Source organism: Synechococcus sp. W55.1, from assembly GCF_047461655.1.
Taxonomy (GTDB): domain Bacteria; phylum Cyanobacteriota; class Cyanobacteriia; order Thermostichales; family Thermostichaceae; genus Thermostichus.
Genome location: NZ_JANSHN010000036.1, coordinates 1 through 19,420 on the forward strand (window position 1 = coordinate 1; position 19,420 = coordinate 19,420).

14 protein-coding genes are annotated in these 19,420 nt (G+C 58.4%); 6 read left to right on the forward strand and 8 right to left on the reverse strand.

Annotated features, from left to right (window positions below; genetic code table 11):
• Both NW816_RS13535 and cobN read left to right on the forward strand, forming a co-directional pair.
• The coding region (locus tag NW816_RS13535; protein WP_414409495.1) for an RNA-guided endonuclease InsQ/TnpB family protein at nt 1-918 on the forward strand (918 nt) is incomplete at its 5' end.
• A gap of 626 nt (nt 919-1,544) precedes the next feature.
• Nucleotides 1,545-3,761 (forward strand): cobaltochelatase subunit CobN, encoded by a 2,217-nt coding sequence (gene cobN / locus NW816_RS13540; protein ID WP_414409496.1) that lies wholly within the window; start codon nt 1,545-1,547, stop codon nt 3,759-3,761.
• A 202-nt stretch (nt 3,762-3,963) separates the two neighbouring features.
• Here the strand turns inward: cobN and NW816_RS13545 are convergent, their stop codons facing one another.
• From NW816_RS13545 to NW816_RS13555, 3 genes are all read right to left on the reverse strand, one after another.
• Nucleotides 3,964-4,287 (reverse strand): RNA recognition motif domain-containing protein, encoded by a 324-nt coding sequence (locus tag NW816_RS13545; protein WP_011431969.1) that lies wholly within the window; start codon nt 4,285-4,287, stop codon nt 3,964-3,966.
• A 224-nt stretch (nt 4,288-4,511) separates the two neighbouring features.
• Nucleotides 4,512-7,250 (reverse strand): valine--tRNA ligase, encoded by a 2,739-nt coding sequence (locus NW816_RS13550; RefSeq protein WP_414409497.1) that lies wholly within the window; start codon nt 7,248-7,250, stop codon nt 4,512-4,514.
• 811 nt (nt 7,251-8,061) lie between these two features.
• Entirely contained in the window at nt 8,062-8,874 is an 813-nt protein-coding gene (locus NW816_RS13555; protein WP_414409498.1) for a phosphatidate cytidylyltransferase, read from the reverse strand.
• Between the two features lie 326 nt (nt 8,875-9,200).
• On the opposite strand from NW816_RS13555, the gene pdhA reads away from it, so the two are divergent.
• Both pdhA and NW816_RS13565 read left to right on the forward strand, forming a co-directional pair.
• Nucleotides 9,201-10,202 carry a pyruvate dehydrogenase (acetyl-transferring) E1 component subunit alpha gene (gene pdhA / locus NW816_RS13560; RefSeq protein WP_414409499.1) on the forward strand — a complete coding sequence of 334 codons (1,002 nt, stop codon included), beginning with the start codon at nt 9,201-9,203 and terminating at the stop codon, nt 10,200-10,202.
• A gap of 253 nt (nt 10,203-10,455) precedes the next feature.
• Nucleotides 10,456-12,042 carry an NAD(P)H-quinone oxidoreductase subunit 4 gene (locus tag NW816_RS13565; protein ID WP_414409500.1) on the forward strand — a complete coding sequence of 529 codons (1,587 nt, stop codon included), beginning with the start codon at nt 10,456-10,458 and terminating at the stop codon, nt 12,040-12,042.
• A 204-nt stretch (nt 12,043-12,246) separates the two neighbouring features.
• Here the strand turns inward: NW816_RS13565 and NW816_RS13570 are convergent, their stop codons facing one another.
• Nucleotides 12,247-12,426 carry a hypothetical protein gene (locus NW816_RS13570; protein ID WP_011431964.1) on the reverse strand — a complete coding sequence of 60 codons (180 nt, stop codon included), beginning with the start codon at nt 12,424-12,426 and terminating at the stop codon, nt 12,247-12,249.
• A gap of 346 nt (nt 12,427-12,772) precedes the next feature.
• Between NW816_RS13570 and NW816_RS13575 the strand changes: the two genes are divergently transcribed.
• Nucleotides 12,773-13,396: a hypothetical protein gene (locus NW816_RS13575; protein WP_414374421.1), complete on the forward strand. Its 624-nt coding sequence runs from the start codon at nt 12,773-12,775 to the stop codon at nt 13,394-13,396.
• Between the two features lie 115 nt (nt 13,397-13,511).
• Nucleotides 13,512-13,706 (forward strand): hypothetical protein, encoded by a 195-nt coding sequence (locus NW816_RS13580; RefSeq protein ID WP_414409501.1) that lies wholly within the window; start codon nt 13,512-13,514, stop codon nt 13,704-13,706.
• 115 nt (nt 13,707-13,821) lie between these two features.
• Here the strand turns inward: NW816_RS13580 and NW816_RS13585 are convergent, their stop codons facing one another.
• From NW816_RS13585 to argC, 4 genes are all read right to left on the reverse strand, one after another.
• Nucleotides 13,822-14,946 carry an FtsW/RodA/SpoVE family cell cycle protein gene (locus NW816_RS13585; protein ID WP_414409502.1) on the reverse strand — a complete coding sequence of 375 codons (1,125 nt, stop codon included), beginning with the start codon at nt 14,944-14,946 and terminating at the stop codon, nt 13,822-13,824.
• Nucleotides 14,891-16,333, reverse strand: a complete 1,443-nt coding sequence (murD, locus tag NW816_RS13590) for a UDP-N-acetylmuramoyl-L-alanine--D-glutamate ligase (protein WP_414409503.1) — start codon at nt 16,331-16,333, stop codon at nt 14,891-14,893. Before murD ends, NW816_RS13585 begins: the two co-directional genes overlap by 56 nt.
• A gap of 299 nt (nt 16,334-16,632) precedes the next feature.
• On the reverse strand, nt 16,633-18,078 hold the full coding sequence (locus NW816_RS13595; protein ID WP_414409504.1) for a hypothetical protein: 1,446 nt from the start codon (nt 18,076-18,078) through the stop codon (nt 16,633-16,635).
• A gap of 38 nt (nt 18,079-18,116) precedes the next feature.
• Nucleotides 18,117-19,223: an N-acetyl-gamma-glutamyl-phosphate reductase gene (gene argC, locus NW816_RS13600; RefSeq protein WP_011431956.1), complete on the reverse strand. Its 1,107-nt coding sequence runs from the start codon at nt 19,221-19,223 to the stop codon at nt 18,117-18,119.
• Between the last annotated feature and the right edge of the window lie 197 nt (nt 19,224-19,420).

The following is a 19,420-nucleotide window of genomic DNA, read 5'->3' on the forward strand; positions in this document are numbered from 1 at the left end:
ATCTGGAAGTCCTCTGCCATTAGGGTTCGGGGTGGGAAGTTAGTTCTTTCCAACGGCAAGACCAACCCGCCTGTGGTCATTTCTTGGGCGTGGGAGACTCCAGTCCAAGTAGAAATCGGCTGGGACGGCAAGCAGTACGAGCTGCGGGCCTGCTACGACCTCAGCAAACGGCAGGCGGAGAGGAAAGAAGAGGAAACACCAAAGGCCGGGGAAGTGGCAGGGGTGGATTTGGGAGAAGTGCATCTGGCCGTTGCCCACGATGGGAAGGAAACTTTCATAGCCAACGGGCGGTTGCTGCGTTCCCAAAGGCGTTACCAGAACAAGCTGAAGGGCAAGCTCTCCAGGCTAATGGCTCGCAAGAAGAGAGACTCACGGCGGTGGAAGCGGTTAGTTCGTTCTAAGCAGCGTCAGTTAGCTAGGCTGGCAAAGCAGATGGCGGACATTCTCCACAAGCAGACGACCAGGTTGGTCTCCACGCTCCAAGCAAGAGGCGTGCAGACGGTTGTGATTGGGGACATCCGGGATACCCGGCGGTCGGCCCAGTACAACAAGGTAGCCAACCAGAAAATCCACCAAATGCTGTCGGGACAGGTGCGGCGGATGCTCACCTACAAGGCAGAGCAGTTGGGGATGCGGGTGGTGTTGCAAGAGGAGCGGTACACCTCGCAGAAGTGCCCGCGCTGCAACATGCTCCACAAGCCCAGTGGTAGGGAGTATCATTGCCGAGCCTGTGGCTTTAGGTTTCACCGCGACGGTGTGGGTGCAGTGAATTTGAGACGGAAGTATCTGGGGCAGTTCGATGTCCCAGTAGTTGGGGTGATGGCATCCCCCATTGGGTTGAGGTATTGGCCTCACGCCCAATGTAGCCCGGCAAGTGAAAGTCGTTTCACAAACCGGGAAAGAATCCCTCGCCTTTAGGCGGGAGAGAATGTCAATGGATCGGTTCTCTTGCTTCGGATAGAAGGGGAAATCTTTGGGTGGCGGGGGTAACTTGGGGAGCCTTTCCTGACCAACCCCGATCGCGTCAGCGGGACGGAGTCCTTTCGCGTCAGCGGGACGGAGTCCTTGCGGGCATGAAAGATGCCTTTGTACTCAAATACGCTCGTTAGGCTGAGGCTTTGCTAGGGCGGGATCCCTCTGCGGCAGCTCAACACCCCAGTAGCCAGCAGAAAGCTGCCCCATGCTAGGCTCTAGGCGGTGCTGCCCTAGTCGGCAAGGGGGGACTTGAAGGATATGAAAAAAAGGGTGGGCAGGGTAGTTTTCGCAAGTGCTTTAACTTTTTTTGCCAGTTCAATTCTTCTGAGAGCCTACGGTTCGCATTCAATCGAGTGGGCTCGCCAGTTCGGAACTCCTGCGAATGAGGTGGCTGACTCTATTGCTGTCGATCGCGCCAGCGGTGCGGAGCACTTTGGACAGGGCAATGCTTGGGTAGCGGGAACCACTACGGGAGCCCTTCCTGACCAGTTGAGCGCTGGGAGCTGGGGTGCTTCTGTGCTTCAAGTACAGTCGCTAAGCCTGAGCTTCCTTCCCTTGGGAGAGCGGCCATGCACCGAATAGCTGCTTTGCCAGGGGGATGGGATCCCACCCAGTCCGGGGTCATTTTCCTGGAGCAGGATCCTGCTCCCATTGTTGTTCTCTCGGCAGCCGATACGGACCTGACGGCTTTGAGCGCGGCCATCCGTCTTTTGCCCCAAGACTTTCCGGCCATACGGGCAGCTAATCTGCTGCAGTTGCAACAGCCCCTCAGCCTGGATGACTACGCCGAGAAGGTGCTGCGGCAGGCCCGGCTAATCTTGATCCGCCTGTTGGGGGGAAGGGCCTACTGGAGCTATGGCCTGGAGGTAGCCAAGCAGGTGGCCGCCGAGGAGGGATCCACCCTGATCGTCATTCCTGGGGACGATCGCCCCGACTGGGATTTGGTGAGCCATTCCACTGTGCCCCTGGCGGTGGCGGATCGGGTGTGGCGGTACTGGCTGGAGGGGGGAGCGGAGAATGTGGCTGCCTGTCTGCTGTTGCTGGCTGGGGAGTTCCTAGGGGGCCAATATTCGGCGCCGGATCCACAAGGGTTGCCTCGTCTTGGGATCTACCAACCTCCCGTAGCCTCGCCGACGGATCCCCAAGCTCCCAAGGTGGGGATTTTACTCTACCGGGCCCATGTTCTGGCGGGGAATACAGAGCCGGTGGATCAATTGGCAAAAGCCTTGGTGGAGCGGGGGCTGCAGCCTCTGTGCCTTTACACCTACAGCCTTCAAGATCCCGACTTGCCCCAGGCCATTCGGGATCACTTTGGCAGCCAGATTGACCTGTTGCTCAACACCACCAGCTTTTCTCTGGCGCGGTTGGACAGCCACCAGCCCGACGTGAGGCTGTGGCAGGAGTTGGATGTGCCTGTTTTGCAGGTAATCCTCAGCGGTGGATCCCGGCAGAGCTGGGAGAACTCCACGCGGGGATTGGGGGCGCGGGATCTGGCCATGAATGTGGCTTTGCCGGAGGTGGATGGGCGCATCATCAGCCGCACCATTTCCTTCAAAGCGGTTCAACAGCGGGATCCCCGGTTGCAAACGGAGGTGGTGGCCTATGCGGCTGTGCCGGATCGGGTGGAGTTTGTAGCAGATCTGGCAGCCAACTGGGTGAAACTGCGGCGCACCCCTGCCAACCAGCGCCGTCTGGCTCTGATTTTGGCCAACTACCCCAGCCGGGACGGGCGGTTGGCCAATGGGGTAGGGTTGGATACACCGGCAAGCTGCGTGGAGATCCTCAAGGTCCTGGCGGAATCCAGCTACCGGGTGGGGCCCCTGCCGCAGACAGGAGATGAGCTCATCCGCTGGCTCACCCAGGGCCAAACCTATGACCCGCTGGGATCCCTGCGCCCCGCTCGCCAATGGCTTTCTGCTGCCCTTTATCGAGATTGGTTTGCCCACCTGCCTGAGCCCATCCAAGCCAACCTCATTCAGCAATGGGGGAATCCGCCCGCCCAAAACATCCCCATCGCCGGTCTCCAGTTGGGGCACGTTTTTGTTGGCATCCAGCCCCCGCGGGGCTACGACCGGGATCCCTCGTTGAACTACCACGCCCCGGATCTGGTGCCCCCCCACGAGTACCTGGCTTTTTACCTGTGGTTGCGGCAGGTCTTCGGCACTCAAGCGGTGGTGCATGTGGGCAAGCACGGCAACCTGGAATGGCTGCCCGGCAAGGGATCCGCCCTTTCCGCCACCTGCTACCCGGAGATGGCCCTGGGGCCGCTGCCCCACTTCTACCCCTTCATTGTCAACGATCCGGGAGAGGGATCCCAGGCCAAGCGGCGAGCCCAGGCAGTGATTATCGACCACCTCACCCCGCCCCTTACTCGTGCTGAGCTGTACGGCCCCCTGGCGGACTTGGAACGGTTGATGGATGAGTACGTGCAGGCCCAACAGATGGATCCAGGCCGCTGCCCGCTGATTCGCGCCCAGATTCAGGAGCTGGTTCGAGCCGAGCATCTAGACCAGCAGTTCAACTTGGAAAAAGAAGAAGATTGGAATCGCCTGGATGGCTATCTCTGCGAGCTAAAAGAATCCCAGATTCGCGATGGGCTGCACATCTTTGGCCGGATCCCTGCCGGTGAGCAGCTTGTTGATCTGGTGGTAGCCCTGGCCCGCTACCCCAGCCACGGACAACTGGGGATTACTCAGGCCATTGCCCGCGATTGGGGATGGGACTGGGATCCCTTGACCGCCGACCTGACAGATCCTTGGCCAGAGGGATCCCCGAACTCGCCGTAACCCAAGCCAAGCGTTTTATTTTCCTCTCTCAGGGAGCAAGGAAGAATCTTAAGAGTAAGAGGAGTTGATCGGGATCCCTCATCAACTCCTCTGTTGGAACAATGGAAGCAGGCTAGAGAAACAGCTGGATCCTGGTGCTGCGCTTCAAAACAAGCTCAACTGAGAATCTCTTGCCCAGCACCGGGAAGCCTCAGCAGGCGTTTCAATAGCGAGATTGAAAACTCCGCCGCCGCTCGCCGCCACTGTTCGCGTTACCAGAGCGGAAACCTGAGGTGGGGCGTTCTTCCCGGGGACGAGCTTTGTTCACCTTGAGGTCGCGCCCCATCCATTCCGCCCCATCCAGAGCAGCAATGGCAGCCTGCTCCTCTGCTTCAGAGCTCATTTCCACAAACCCGAAGCCCCGAATGCGGCCTGTCTCGCGGTCAGTGGGGATTTGCACCCGCTTGACAGAACCGTACTCAGCAAAAACAGCGGTCAAATCCGCTTCTGTCACCTTAAAGGAAAGGTTGCCAACATAAATCGACATAGACGATCTCCGAAAGAGAGAGTAACAAAGGGTGAGATGTTCGGAGAGCCGTCTGCCAATACAAAACGTGAAAATCCGTCAAGACTAGAAGAAACGAGCACTACAACCGACAACGATCTCGTCCCCTATCCTAACACAGAAGTAGGGGCTCGCCACTCCGATTTTTCCAAATCCTGGGAAGATTGCCTTCATCACCCCGCCGCTCTGCCTGCGCTGATGCCATCTCAGCCCAGCTTCTCCAGCCTGGATCCCAGTAACCTCATCTGGGCTTCCAGCTCTGCCAGTTGTTCCTGACTGGCTTGCACCACTTCAGGGTTGGCCCGGTTGAGAAAATTGGGGTTCTCCAAGCGGGCGCGGATCCCTTGGGCCTCTTTTTCCAGCTTGGCCAGGTCTTTTTGCAGCTTGGCCCGCAGCGCTTCCACATCCACCAGTCCTGCCAAGGGCATCAGCACCTGCACCGTGCCCACCACTGCAGCCGCCACCTGTTTGGGCTCCGTGGCCAGGGATCCCGTAATCTCCAAAGCCTCAGCCTTAGCTAGATCCCGGATGTAGGCTTGGGCAGCCCTGAGAATTTGCTGCTGGGTGGGATCGTCGGTAACCAGGAGGGCGGTGACGGCCTGCTGGGGCTTGAGGCCGGCTTCTGCCCGCAGGTTGCGCAGGCTGGTAATGGTTTGGATCACCAAGCCAAACTCCCGCTCCAGTTGAGGGTCGATCCAACTGAGATCTGGGGTGGGATAGGGCTGCACGGAGATAGAGGTGGTTTGGTTGGCCTGGGTGAGCAGCTGCCAGATCTCCTCGGTGATGTGGGGCATCCAGGGGTGCAGCAGCTTGAGAATGGTTTCCAAAACGGTGGCCAGCACCTGCTGCGCTGCGCGTTTGGAAGCCAGGTCTTCTCCCCGCAGCCGGGGCTTGACCAGCTCGATGTACCAGTCGCAAAAGTCATCCCAAATGAGAGAGTAGAGCAGGCGCGCCCCCTCGCCCAGGCCATAGGCTTCCAGCTCGGCGATAACTTGGGTGGCCGTGGAGTGCAGCCGCGACAGGATCCAGCGATCGGCCAATTCCAGCGCTTCAGGAACAGGGGATCCCAGTTGGGCAGGGGTTTGCCCCTCCAAGTTCATCAACACAAAGCGGGAGGCGTTCCAGATCTTGTTGGCAAAGTTGCGGGCGGCCTCCACGCTGGCGCTCTCCCCCGTCTTGCGGTCGTAGGCCAGGCGGATATCCTGCCCTGCCCCCACCACCTCTTTGACCAGGGCATAGCGCAGGGCGTCGGTGCCGTATTTGTCCAGAAGCTCCAGGGGATCGATACCATTCCCCTTGGTCTTGGACATTTTGGCGCCGTGCTCATCCCGCACCAGGCCATTGATGTACACGTCTTTGAAGGGAATCTGGCCGGTAAATTGGGATCCCATCATGGCCATGCGGGCCACCCAGAAGAAAATGATGTCAAAGCCCGTGGACATCAGGGAGTTGGGATAGTAGCGTTTGAAATCCTCGGTCTCTTCCGGCCAGCCCAGGGTTGAAAAGGGCCACAGAGCAGAGCTAAACCAGGTATCCAGCACATCGGGATCCTGTTCCACCCGCTCAACTTCTGGGCCAAACTTTTCCCGTGCCTTGAGCAGCGCTTCCTCGCCGTTGCGGGCCACCACAAAAGCTTGGGGATCCTCGAGAAGCTGGCCATTGAGGACTGGATACCAAGCTGGGATCTGATGGCCCCACCACAACTGCCGAGAAATGCACCAGGGGCGCAGCTTTTCCAGCCAGCCCGTGTAGACTTTGGTCCAGCGCTCAGGGATAAAGCGGGGGCTATTTCGTTGGTATTCCTCTTCCAAACAGCGAGCCCCCATCCCCGAGACATCGCAAAACCACTGAATGGAAAGCAAAGGCTCGATGGGCACGCCGCCGCGGTCGCTGTGGGGAACGGTGTGGGTGTAGTCCTCCACCTTCTCCAGCAGGCCATGTTCGGCAAACCACTGCACCACCTTTTCTCGGGCCACAAAGCGATCTAGGCCGGTGAAAGGATCCCCGTTTTCGTTGAGGGTGCCGTCTTTATTGAGGATGTTGATGAAGGGCAATTGGTGCCGTTTGCCGATTTCAAAGTCGTTGGGGTCGTGGGCCGGGGTAATTTTCACACACCCGGAGCCAAAGGAGGGATCCACATACTCATCCGCAATGATGGGGATGAGGCGATTTTTAATGGGCAGGCGAATGAACTGGCCGATGAGATGGCAATAGCGCTCGTCTTGGGGGTTCACCGCCACCGCCGTATCCCCCAGCATGGTCTCGGGCCGAGTGGTGGCCACCACCAGATACTGGCTGGGATCCTCGGCCAAGGGATAGCGAAAATGCCACAGGTGGCCCTTGACCTCTTTGTCGTCTAGCTCAATGTCTGACACCGCCGACTGGGTGGCCGGGCACCAGTTCACCAAATACTCGCCCCGGTAAATCAACCCCGCCTCGTATAGCCGCACAAACGCCTCGGTTACCGCCCGGCTCAGCCCCTCGTCGAGGGTAAAGCGATCCCGCGTCCAGTCCAGCGAGAGACCCAGCCGCCGCAATTGGCTCTTGATAGCTCCCTGCGACTGCTCCTTCCAAGCCCAAGCTCGCTCCAGAAAAGCCTCGCGGCCCAGATCGAAGCGGGTCTTCCCCTCTTGGCGCAGTTGGTTTTCCAGGATGGTGTGCACGGCGATGCTGGCATGGTCTGTGCCGGGGAGCCAGAGCACGTTGTAGCCGCGCATGCGCTTGTAGCGCGTCACCACATCCGGCAGGGTAAAGGCAAAAGCATGGCCCATGTGCAGGTTGCCCGTCACATTGGGCGGGGGCAGCACCATGCTAAAGGCCTCTCCCGGCGCCTTGGGATCCGCCACGTAAAAGCCCTTCTCCTCCCAAAAGCGCTGCCACTTCGGCTCGGTCTCGAAGGGGTTGTACTGGCTGGGCAGGTTGACAGAGGAAATTGCAGCAGTCATGGGGAGAATAGGCCAACGGCTGAGAAGGATGAATCACTTTGATGAATCACTTTATAGAGTAGCAGTTCAACCCTTTGCCCTTCGGGGTAGAGTGGCCCATCGGTCTTGACCCTAATCACACGGCTAGAGAGGGATTTCGAGCTAGGGTACTACCATCCTCAGCTTTGGGTACGGCGTTATGTCCAGATCATTGACGGCAACGGTCCTGATGGCTCTGATGGCTCTATCCCCTGGGATCCCTGCCTTGGCGCAACAGGACTGGAAGAGATCAGAGAGAGACATTCTACTTTGTCGTGGGGAGCCTTTTGAACCAGGCTCTCTGGCAGGTTATGAAGCTTGCTTCAGTGCTCGCCTTCATCCGGATGAACAATCCTGGCCGCCTCTACTACCCCTGATAGGCCTGTATTTTACCCCGCACTCTGACTACTTTTTTTGCTTTGTAGGTGCAGGAAAGCCCGGTAGCCTGGAGGCAATTCTCGTCGGTCGAAGTGGAGAGCTCATCTTTGGCCTAGATAGCCCCTCAACCCCTTCTGAACTAGAAGTAGAAACCCCCCAGATTATCCAGCGAAAAGCCCGCATTCTCGAGGTAGAGGTAGACAAACATCACACTTTCAGTATCAGCCAACTGGTGGTTTACGACGAAACCGAGTTGAACTTGGAGGGGTTCGTGCCTGTGACTGCGCCTCCAGGATACCTCATTTCGCCGGACGAGTTTTTAGAGGCTCCCGAGTGCCAAGCCATTTTGAATTGAGGACTCCTCCACTTGTAACTGGTGTGCGTTCTTGGGTTTTGGCAGGCTTACGAGATGGCTCTAGAGCCCAGAGTAAGCGTTGAGCCATTCCATGAAGTAAAACACCAGTGGCGCGGTGAACACATAGCTGTCTCCCCGATCCAAGATGCCACCGTGGCCCGGGATTAGATCCCCGGAATCTTTCACCCCTGCATCCCGTTTCATCAGAGATTCTGTGAGATCTCCCAGCAGGCTGGTTAACCCAATCAAAAACCCCAGAATGCCCCCACTCAACCAGCTCCACGGCCAGCCCAGGTAATAGGCTCCAACCACCGCAAGGGTCATGCTGGCGGCAATCCCGGCTACCGCCCCTTCCACCGTCTTTTTCGGGCTGAGGATGGAGAGCTTGGTGCGCCCAAAGGCCCGACCACACAGGTAGGCCCCTACATCTGCGGCGATCACGCAGCCAATGGCCAACAGCGTAATCCATAGCCCTTCGCCAATGCCCTTGGATAAAGACAAAGCCCTGACCCGAATCCAAAAACTGGGCAGCAGAGCACAGTAAAACAGTCCCAAAATTGAGGTGGCAATATCGGCAATGGTGGCCACCTTGGGCTTAAAGAGCAAATAAAAACAGATGATCGATCCCGCCACGATAAAGGCAGGGCTGGTCCACTCCGGCCTCACCTGCTGCAAAATCACCAGCACCTGGCTGGAAAACATGGTGGTGCGCATGGCCGGCGCATTGCCTTTGGCTTGCACCAAGCGAAAAAACTCCAACTGGGCCAAAAAAATGATTAGCCCAATGGCTGCAGTAAAATACCAGCCCCCTAGCAGGGTGACCGCCAACGCAAACAACACCGCCGCAAAACCGCTAACCCAACGGGCTCCCATGGGCGCACCCCGTCACGTTGGCTGGCCAAATACCTCTTGCCCCCGGCTCCAGCAGATCGACGTCCAAGCCGAGAGCAGAAGAAACCCCCCCTCTGGTGTTCAAGATTCGCGTTTGCGGGACGGAGTCCTGATGCGGCTGCTGCAATGGAAACGCCTCTTGCCCTAGCCTTTCAGTTTAACTCCCTTGGCCTCGAAACAACCGCTTTCGGCCCTGCAGGATGGGATTTCCAGGTAAGGTGGCAGACAGACTGGAGCATGAGATAATGGGCAAACCGCAAAGCTCACTGCTGACCGCCTAAGATACCTCTGATTCGTTGCACCGCAGCATGGTTCAAGAACTTACTTCGCGCTCCACAACTGCTCGCATTTCTGCCGAAGAGGCTCGTCTTCTTTATGAAGACATGGTGCTGGGCCGCCTGTTTGAAGACAAGTGCGCCGAAATGTACTACAAGGGCAAGATGTTCGGCTTTGTGCATCTGTACAACGGCCAAGAGGCCGTCTCTACGGGGGTGATCAAGGCGCTCAAGCCCACCGACTACGTGTGCAGCACCTACCGCGATCATGTGCATGCCCTCAGCACCGGGATCCCGCCGCGGGCGGTCATGGCAGAGTTGTTCGGCAAGGCCACCGGCTGCAGCAAGGGTCGGGGTGGTTCCATGCACCTCTTCTCGGCGGAGCACAATTTCTTGGGGGGCTATGCCTTTGTGGCCGAAGGGATCCCAGTGGCGACGGGGGCTGCTTTTTCTGCCAAATATCGGGGCACCGACCAGGTAACCGCCTGCTTCTTCGGGGATGGAGCCTGCAACAACGGCCAGTTTTACGAGTGCCTCAACATGGCTGCCCTCTGGAAGTTGCCCATCATCTATGTGGTGGAAAATAACTTCTGGGCCATTGGCATGGCCCATGAGCGCTCCACTTCCGACACCGATATCTACCGCAAGGGCCCAGCTTTTGGCATGCCCGGCTACCAGGTGGATGGGATGGATGTGCTGGCGGTGCGAGAGGCGGCCCAACAGGCCATTGCCCGCGCCCGCGCCGGAGAAGGCCCCACCTTGCTAGAGTGCATCACCTATCGTTTTCGGGGCCATTCCCTTGCCGACCCTGACGAGCTGCGCAGTCCTGAGGAAAAAGAGTTCTGGCGGCAGCGGGATCCCATTAAACAACTGGAACGCTATGCCCTGGAGCACAACCTAATGTCCGAGGCAGACTTCCAAGCCATCCACGCGGAGGTCAGCGCCGTGATTGAGGACGCGGTTCTTTTCGCCCTGGAAAGCCCAGAGCCCACTCTGGACGAGCTACACCGCTTTGTCTTTGCCGAAGATGAGTAGACCCCCCCAGGTACCGGGGGAGTTCAGGAGCCGAGATCTTGCTTGGCCGGAGGATCCCTGGCCAGCTCGGGCGGCCTATCCACCCGACGGAGCGCTATCGCGCCGGATCCCTTGAGGATCCTCGATGATTGGCATTGGAGAAACCTTCTCGAGATCTGCGCTATTGCGCAGATTTTTTTGTAAATATCGCTTCCCATTTGTTTACACAGCTTCATATCATTGAGGTATCGAGCATGAGTATTTATTCCTGGTCATGAGCAATCCTCTTGAGTTTCCCTGGCTGTCGGTGCTGGTGCTCTTGCCTCTGCTGGCAGCCTTTGGGATCCCCTTGATCCCCCAGAGCCGTTGGGTGCGTTGGTATGCCCTCGCTGTGGGGGCTTTTGATTTGGGCCTGATGGCCTATGTCTTTGCGCGGCACTATGACCTGCAGGACTTTTCTCTGCAACTGGCGGAGCGCTACGCCTGGGTGCCCCAAATTGGATTCCACTGGTCGCTGGCGGTGGACGGCCTGTCCTTGCCGCTGGTATTGCTGTCCGGTTTGATCACGACCCTGTCGATTGTGGCGGCTTGGAATCTCTCCCACAAGCCGCGTTTGTTTTTCTTCTTGCTGCTGCTGATGTACGGTGCCCAGGTGGGCGTATTTCTGGCGCAGGACATGCTTCTATTCTTCCTGATGTGGGAGATTGAGCTGGTGCCGGTCTATCTGCTCATCTCCATTTGGGGTGGGCCGAAGCGCCAGTACGCCGCCACCAAGTTCATCCTCTACACCGCCGCCGCCTCCATTTTTATCTTGGTGGGATCCCTGGCAATGGCCTTCTATGGCGAGGGCTTTAGCCTGGAGATGGCAGAGCTGAGCGCTAAGTCTTACCCGGTGGCCTTGGAGCTGTTGGTGTATGCGGCTTTGCTGATCGCCTTTGGGGTGAAGCTGCCGATTTTCCCGCTGCACACCTGGCTGCCGGATGCCCACAGCGAAGCCTCTGCTCCCATTTCCATGATCTTGGCGGGGGTTCTGCTCAAGATGGGGGGCTATGGCCTGATCCGCGTGAATGTGGGCATGTTGTCGGAAGCCCACGTGTACTTCGCCCCGGTGCTGGCGGTGTTGGGTGTGGTGAACATCATCTACGGGGCGTTGGCCGCCTTCGGTCAGAACCATCTCAAGCGGCGCTTGGCCTATTCATCCATCGCCCACATGGGCTTTGTGTTGATCGGGATCTCCGCCTTTACGGAGCTGGGCATCAATGGGGCAGTGCTGCAAATGATCTCCCACGGTCTGATCGCTGCAGTTTTGTTCTTCCTGACGGGGATCACCTACGAGCGCACCCACACCCTTGCCCTCGACAAGTTGGGAGGGTTGGCCAAGCAGATGCCGAAGGCTTTTGCCCTGTTTACGGCGGGATCCCTGGCCTCTTTGGCGCTGCCGGGCATGAGTGGATTTGTGGGTGAGCTGACGGTGTTCTTGGGCTTGACCACCAGCGATGCCTATGCGCCGACCTTCAAAGCGGGAATTGCCCTGCTGGCGGCAGTGGGCATCATTCTGACGCCCATTTACTTGCTCTCCATGCTGCGGCAGGTGTTCTACGGGGCTCAGGATCCCGGCTTGGTTTTGGAAGACTACCTGGGGGATGTGCGTCCGCGAGAAATGGCGGTGGCCCTCTGTCTGCTGTTGCCGATTCTCGGCATTGGCTTCTACCCGCGCCTGGCTACCCAAACCTACGATGTCACGACGGTGGCGGTAGCTGCCCAGTTGCGCAGTGTGTTGGCAACTGAAATCGTGCAGCGGCCTTTCTTCCCCTCGCCAGTGCAACCGGCCCAGGTGGCAGCTCTGCCCCTGGAGGATTGAAAGGAGGTCGAGGGCTCGGCTTCCCTTTGTTCGGTCTTTCTCTATCTACTTCTTCTCTGTCCAGAAGAGCTGGTGTTTGAGGAGCAGCCCCACTCAACATTCAGCTCTTCTTTTGTTTTTTTTAAGTTTTAAGGTTGGGTTTGGGATCCGGGATATCCCTGGGCTGGGATTTTCTTGTGGCCGATTGTTCTTGCGCCGTCCATTCTATCGGTGATCGGTATGAATAGAGTTTTGTTCCATCAGGTTTAGCTGCACCACCAACCACCAGAGGGTTACATCGGAATAGGTTGCCCGGCGCTTGAGCCGAGAAATGGAGTGTACCGGGTTTTGGCTGTCGATCATCCACTCAGAAGCGATGATTTGGCCGCGTTGCTGAGCATTCATTGTTTCTCCCTCCGCTCGCCAACTGCTCAATACTTAGAACGGCTAATACTCAGGATGGCGAATTTGCACGGGAGCGTGTGAAAAAATATATTACGCAGGGATCCCCAAAATCGGCTAACTTTCTTAGCAATGAGGATCTCATAAGCCGTTGAGTTGCTGAGTTGCCGTCCGGGGATGGGAAAAATGTTGCAGAAGGGGTAAAAGGTTGGGCGAGGGGATTGCCCCTATCTTCACAAGTCTTAAAACCTAGAAAGATTCTATTTTCTCTTGACTTGTCTGTGGGTCTGAATTCCACCTCCCTTCGCCGGCCTCTGCAGCAGCAACCCTTGAGGAGCCTGAGATCGCGATGAGAGCCAAGGCCATCTCTCCCCAGCCAGCCTCTGCTTTTGGAGAAGTGGTGGAAGCCAACACCACAACCTTTGTGGCCCAGTGCTTCGAGCCGGAACGTCTGACCTTCCCACCCATGCCTGCTCTCGGCAGTTGGACGCGCTCCCAAGACGAAGAGACCGGCAACCTAATCTACGGGGTGGTTTGCTATGCCGCCATCGCCCCCATCGACACCGTCCACCGCGCCAGGGCTTTGGGCCTCTCCCCTCAGGAGCTGCGGGAGCAACAGCCCCAAATTTTTGCCATGTTGCGCACCGATTTCCGCGCGGCCATTGTCGGCTTTGTCAGCGGGGGACGAGTCTACCAGTACTTGCCGCCACGGCCTCCCCAGATTCACCAGCCGGTTTATCTCTGCTCCGATACGGAAGTGAGGGAATTTTGCCGCTCTTTCGAGTTTTTGCGCACCCTGCTACAGGTTAACGGGATCCCAACCGATGAGCTGGTGGCTGCCGTGATCCGCCAGACTTACCGAATCCTGAACCGAGATCGCAACTGGCTTTTACAGGCAGGTCGGCAGTTGAGCTCTCTGTTGCGGGATGATTATGAGCATCTCAGCGCAATTTTACGAAAGATTGAAGCCTAAGCGAAGAAATATTGAGAATGGCCTTGGATCCTTCTTGAGTCAGGTCGGGGGGTGATAATCTGAGGCCGTTTCCTAATGAAGTTTATTCCTTTTGTATCCTCTTTCTGCTGTAAAAATGTTTAACAAATTCAATCCTTCTGACAAACCCTCCAAAGGCAATTGGGCAGGTCGCACCTTTTCCGCTGCTACGGGCGCTTCGGTGGCAGCCGGCGTTTGCATTGCCCACGGTCAACCGGCTCATGTGTCACTGTTGGTGGCTTGTTGTGCGACCGTATTTGCCCTCGTTTTGGATGAAATGGGCTGGATCTAGGCTCGGTTGCAACGTCAGCTCTGGATTTTGCCGCATAAGAAGCCGGTCTAAAGCAGAGGCCAACCAATAGGGATCCCTGGCCCTCTGGGTTTGCTGCTTGGGTGAAAGGATCCCTTCATCTTGCTTCGCGGGCTGCCCGCACCAACAATCCTGCTGTGATCAGCCCTGCCAGAATGGAGCTACCCCCATGGCTGAACAAAGGCAGGGGCACGCCTGTGGTGGGCAAAATCCCAGTGACCACGCCGATGTTCATCAGTGACTGACCCACCAAAAACATCAGGCAGCCACAGGCTACTAAGCGAATGGTCAGCTCTCGACAGCGCCCCATCACCCGCCAGCCCAGCAAGGTGTAGAAAGTCAGCAACCCCAGAAAGAACAGGGATCCGGCCAAGCCAAACTCTTCTGCATACACCGAGAAGATGAAGTCGGTGTATTGGATGGGCAGGTAGAACAGCTTTTGCTGGGAAAGGCCATACCCTTTGCCCCACAGGCCGCCAGAGCCAATGGCCAACAGACTTTGCACCAGCTGGTAGCCATCCCCTTGGGCATTGCCCCAGGGATCCAAAAAGGCCAGGATGCGCCGCCGTTGGTAATCTTTGCTGAGAATGCTCACCACAGCCGCCAGAATCCCCAGCCCCGCTGTGGCCAAAAGGGTGAAAGCTGGGATCCCGGCAGTCCAAGCCATAGCCCAGAGGGTAAGGCCGCAGATGGCCGTGGTGCCCAGGTTGGGCTGGGCGAGGATCCCCAAGAGCGCAAAGGCGAAGATAACCACCCAGAGGATGCGGAACCAGGGAGGATGGTGAAACCAGCGGCCAAAGATCCAGGATCCCTGCAACACCAACAGGGGCTTGAGCAATTCTGAAGGCTGGATAACAGGGATCACCTTCAAATCCAGCCAGCGGCTGGCCTCCAGGCGGGAAACCCCCAATCCCGGCACCTGGGTGGCCCACACCAGGCCAACTCCCAGCAAGCAGAGGATCCCGGCCCAGGGGAACCAGCGCCGCAATGGGATCCGCACCAGAACCCAGAAGCAACCCAGACCCAGCCCGGCCCAGAGCAATTGGCGCTTGAAAAAGTAGAGGCCATCGCCAGTGATCCGCTGAGCCACCGGGTAGGAAGCGGAAAACAGCATCATCAGCCCCAGCACCAGCCAGATCAAGGTGAGCCAGCGCAGCCAGCGAGCTTCAGCATTCCAGGGATCCCTGGAGGGCTTGGCAGCAGGCTCGGAAATGGTTGCCACGGTGTTCAAAGCTGGAGTACTGGTCAAAACTGGCACAGGCGGGGGACAGCAAAATGGTGATGGGCTGAGCGGGCTTCCCCAAGCTCTGAGCTTGACGCGAAAGGGAACAAGCCGCTGCAAAGGCTCTTTCCACCGCTACATCTAGGGTTGGCACCAGCTCAACGTCAGTATAGTGGATCCCCTGGAGGGCCTCTGCCAGCACTGGGGCAGACTCCCCCATCAGCAACACGCGGGCCACCTTGGCCCGAATCAACCGCAACCAGGCGCCGGGATCCCCCTGCTTAGCCCTTCCTCCGGCAATCAGAATAATGGGTGGGGAAAGGGCGTTGAGCGCCACCCAGCCGGCCTCGTAGTTGGTGGCCTTGCTGTCGTTGACAAAGCGGATAGGGGTGGATCCCACCTGGATTTGCGCCACCCGCTCCAGTCGATGGGGCATGCCGGCAAAAGATCGGATGGCTTTTTGAATGGCAGCGTTGGGGAGCCCAGCTAGACGTGCTGCTGCTGCCGCCAAGAGCAGGTTTTGCAGGTTGTGTTGGCCAGGGCAGCGTTCTGCAAAGTCCTCCAGCTCCGCCACCATCTCCCCCTGGATGTAGAGGCGGTTTTCCCGCAGGTCAAGGGTTGCGGTGGGATCCCGGTCACAACAGCCTTGGGTAGCAACAAGGGAAGTCCAATAGGTATTTTCCCAGTCCTGCCGGCGGCGGCACAGGTAGGGATCCTCGCCGTTGAGCACCCGCCACTGGGCCCGATCCAAAAGGCGAGCCTTGAAGCTGGCATAGCGCTCCAGCGTCCCGTGCCGTTCTAAGTGATCGGGGGTGAAGGTGGTCCACACCCCAATACGCGGCGGGCCTCCAGGAGTACTGCTCATGAGGCGGCTGCTGGCTTCCAACTGATAGCTGCTCAGCTCCGCCACGATCCAATCCGGCTTGAGCTTTCCCTGGAGCGTTGCCAAAGCCACTTGCGACAGGGGCAGGCCAATGTTGCCGCAGGGGATCCCTTGCAACCCCGCCGCCTTGAACATTTCCGCCACCAGAGCCGTGGTGGTGCTTTTGCCGTTGGTGCCGGTGATCCCCACCCAGGGTAGGTGGTCAAGATAGATCCAGGCCAGCTCCGCCTCCCCCACCACCGGGATTCCCTGTTGACGCACCTCCTGCAGCAGCGGGTGATCCCAAGCAATGCCTGGACTGACCACCACCTGCTTCACCCCTTCGGCCAGTTGAAAAGGCTGCCCCAGCCGAACCGGGATCCCTTCTTGATTGAGCTCAGCCTGCCGCTGTCTGAGAAGAGGGGAATCTTGCTCATCCCAAACCAGCACTTCATAGCCCTGGGCCCGCAACAGCCGCGCTGCCGCCAGCCCCGCAATGCCTAACCCCAAAACTTGATGTTGCACGTTGGTTTCTACTTCGTTTCTTTATTTGGGGATCCCTGCTTGGATCTTACCGGTCACGTCCTTGACCCGCATGTTTTTGTTCGACACTCCCCTTGCTTATGGGGGTAACCAGTTGGTGGAGTGGATGGAGTTTTCCTAGCCGCCTGGATGGCTAACTTGGGAATAGGCTGGAGACCAGTCCGCCGGCCACCCTCTACAACCCGTGCAGATTTGTCTTTGGCGTAGAAAAGATTCCACCTAGCCTGCCAGCCTCACTTTGTGGATGCTGTAGGAAATTTTCTTCCCTATGCATCATCTACTCAATCTTCCAAGGGATCCAACTTGGGATCCAGACTCTTGGCCGTTAGACGCAGAGCCTCCGCCTGATCCATCACCCGTGGAGCTTGCACTGCCGTTTCAAGGCCCTGGCGATAGCTCTCCCACAGGGGCATTTCCGGGTAGGTCTGCTGCAACTCGCTGATCTGATCCAGAAGGGCCTCCAGCCAGCCAGCCGTGCTCCAGGTGAGCAGAAACTGGAAGGGGTTCCACAGGTTGAGCTGCCGCCCCAATTCATTTAAGCTCTCGTTGCGAATGGGCGGATCGAAGATGTCCGCCACGGTCATCAACTGGCGGGCCAGCAGGGGTCTGAGGATTTTCTCGGCAGCTTCCACCACAGCAGGGATGGCAGCCTGGATCTGGTTGGGTCTGGGAATGTTCCGCGCCTGGGGCAAGGCTTGCAGCACCAACTCCAGTCGCCGCTCTGCCTCTGCCGATTCCAAAGCCGATTCCAGGGTGGTGCCCACACTGAGAAACACTTCTCCCGTCAGTAGCCGCACTGCATCGATGACCAGGTGATACAAGGGGGGGATCACGAGCTTAATCCACTCACTCTGGAAAAACTCCCGCAGCCGCCGTGCCGCATAGTCCCCCACTTGGGTGGTCTGGATCCCCACTTGAGTGAGATTGAGATACCAGTCGGGGGGGGATCCCTTGGGATCCAGCCAACGGCGCAGCGTTTGCCATTCTTCTTCTGTGAGGGCAGTTCGTCCCTGTTTTAAGCCAGTTCGCCGCAGCTTGCCCTCGGCATTCAAGAGCTTGCGCAGCTCCGGTGTGCCCAGCAAGGACAAGGCACCTGCCGAACCCACACTGCCGATCTCGATGGCGATCAAGGCGGCCAGCAGGGCGGCTGAGGCTTTCACCTGGATCTGGCCGGCTTTGTCCATGTTGCTCTGCACCGCTGTCGCGACCACGAGAGGCAGGCGGCTGTTGCCATAGGCACGGGCACTCATCGCCTCTAGAGCAGAGCGTTGGTCAGAGGTTAGCGTCTGAGCCCAAGAAGGGATCCCATCTGGATGGGCCGGTTCCTGTAAGCCGTGATACAGTAGGCTGGCCACCCAAGCTCGATCTGCAGCCCGCCGCAAAGAGCCGATGACCACTTCCCATTGGCAGGGGTTGAGCAGGGGCAAGAGCGCTTGCAGCTCTCGGTGGACGGGCTCTGGGGATCCTGCCGTTCTCGACTGTTCCAGAGCGCTTTGCAGCCGATCCCGCGCCTCTCGGCACAGCCCGCCCCACTCCAGTTGCAGGCGAGCCAGGGTTTGTTGCACCGTCTCTTCAGAGCGCCGGGGCAGATCCTGCCAGCCTGCTTCCAGTTGCCGCCACAGCCCCTCCCAGTTCAGGCCCTCAGCAGCACCATTCACGGGATCCGAGGCAACCTTTGCGCTGGGCGAGGCATTTTGGGGCAAAGCGGGATCCAGAGGTTCAGACATGGACAGAACCGGCCTCAAGGGGATTACCGGCATTATAGCTAGGGGTAAAACGCCAGCCGAGGCAAACCCAACGTTTCCGGCCATCCCATCATCAGGTTGAGACACTGCACCGCCTGCCCTGCTTGCCCTTTCATCAGGTTGTCGATCACCGACAGGACGATAACGCGGTTGGTGCGGCTGTCCACCTCCACCCCGATCATGCAGGTGTTGGTGCCGGAGACCCATTTGGTTTGCGGGTAGACCCCCCGCGGCAGCACCTTCACCCAGGGAGATTGGCGATAGAAAGCGTTGTAAATGGTGAGCAAATCTTCCCCCACAAAGCCGGGATCCCGCAGGGTGGCATACAACGTGACGTGGATCCCCCGCACCATGGGCACCAGATGAGGCGTAAATTGCACGGTGATGGGGGTGTGGGTCAGGTCGGTGCAAGCTTGCTCGATCTCGGGCGTATGGCGGTGCTGGGCCACTCCATAGGCTGCCAGAGAGCCGTCCACTTCGGCAAACAGGGATCCCACCTTGGGGGTACGACCTGCCCCCGAAACGCCGGATTTGGCATCGAAAATGAGGCTGTCCAGCTCCACCAACCCCTGCCGCAGCAGAGGGGCAACCGCCAACAACGAGGCAGTGGGATAGCAGCCGGGACAGCCTACCAGTTGGGCTTGGGCAATCGCCTCGCGGTAAAGTTCCGGCAACCCATAGACCGCCTGCTCATTGGCCTGGCGATAGGCAGGGCTGGGCCAGTTGGGATCCGTCTGACCCATGCGGTACCAAGATTGGTAGGTGGCCAGGTTGCGAAAGCGGTAATCCGCCGACAGATCTAAGACTTTGCACCCTTTGGCCAGCAAGGGCGGGGCCAGCTCGGCAGCCAGCCCATTGGGGAGAGACAAAAACACCACATCGCTGTTGGCGGCAATACGATCCACCTCTACCGGCTGAACGGTCAGATCCACGGCCTGGGCCAACTGGGGATAGAGATCCCCGTAGCGCTTGCCGGCGCTGTCTTGCCCAGCCAGGTAGGTGATCTGCACGCCAGGGTGCTCGCTCAGCAGCCGCACCAACTGCACCCCTCCGTAGCCGGAAGCGCCGACAATGCCAATGCGGACAGGCTCTGTGGGGTGGGGTGGGCGGGGCGCCATGTTGGCCATGGGGGGGCTGCCTGTGCAAGAGGGTTGCGTGATGGCTTGCCTTAAGTTCTACCGCATTTTTCTGCTGCATTTGACGCTGCATGGGTGCGGATCCCATCTTGTTCATTCGCGTTGGCGTTGCCTAGGTTGTGTTGATCTTTCATTTGAGCCAAAAGAGAGCACTGACGAGATAGAGAAAACTCAAGAAGTTCCTGGCC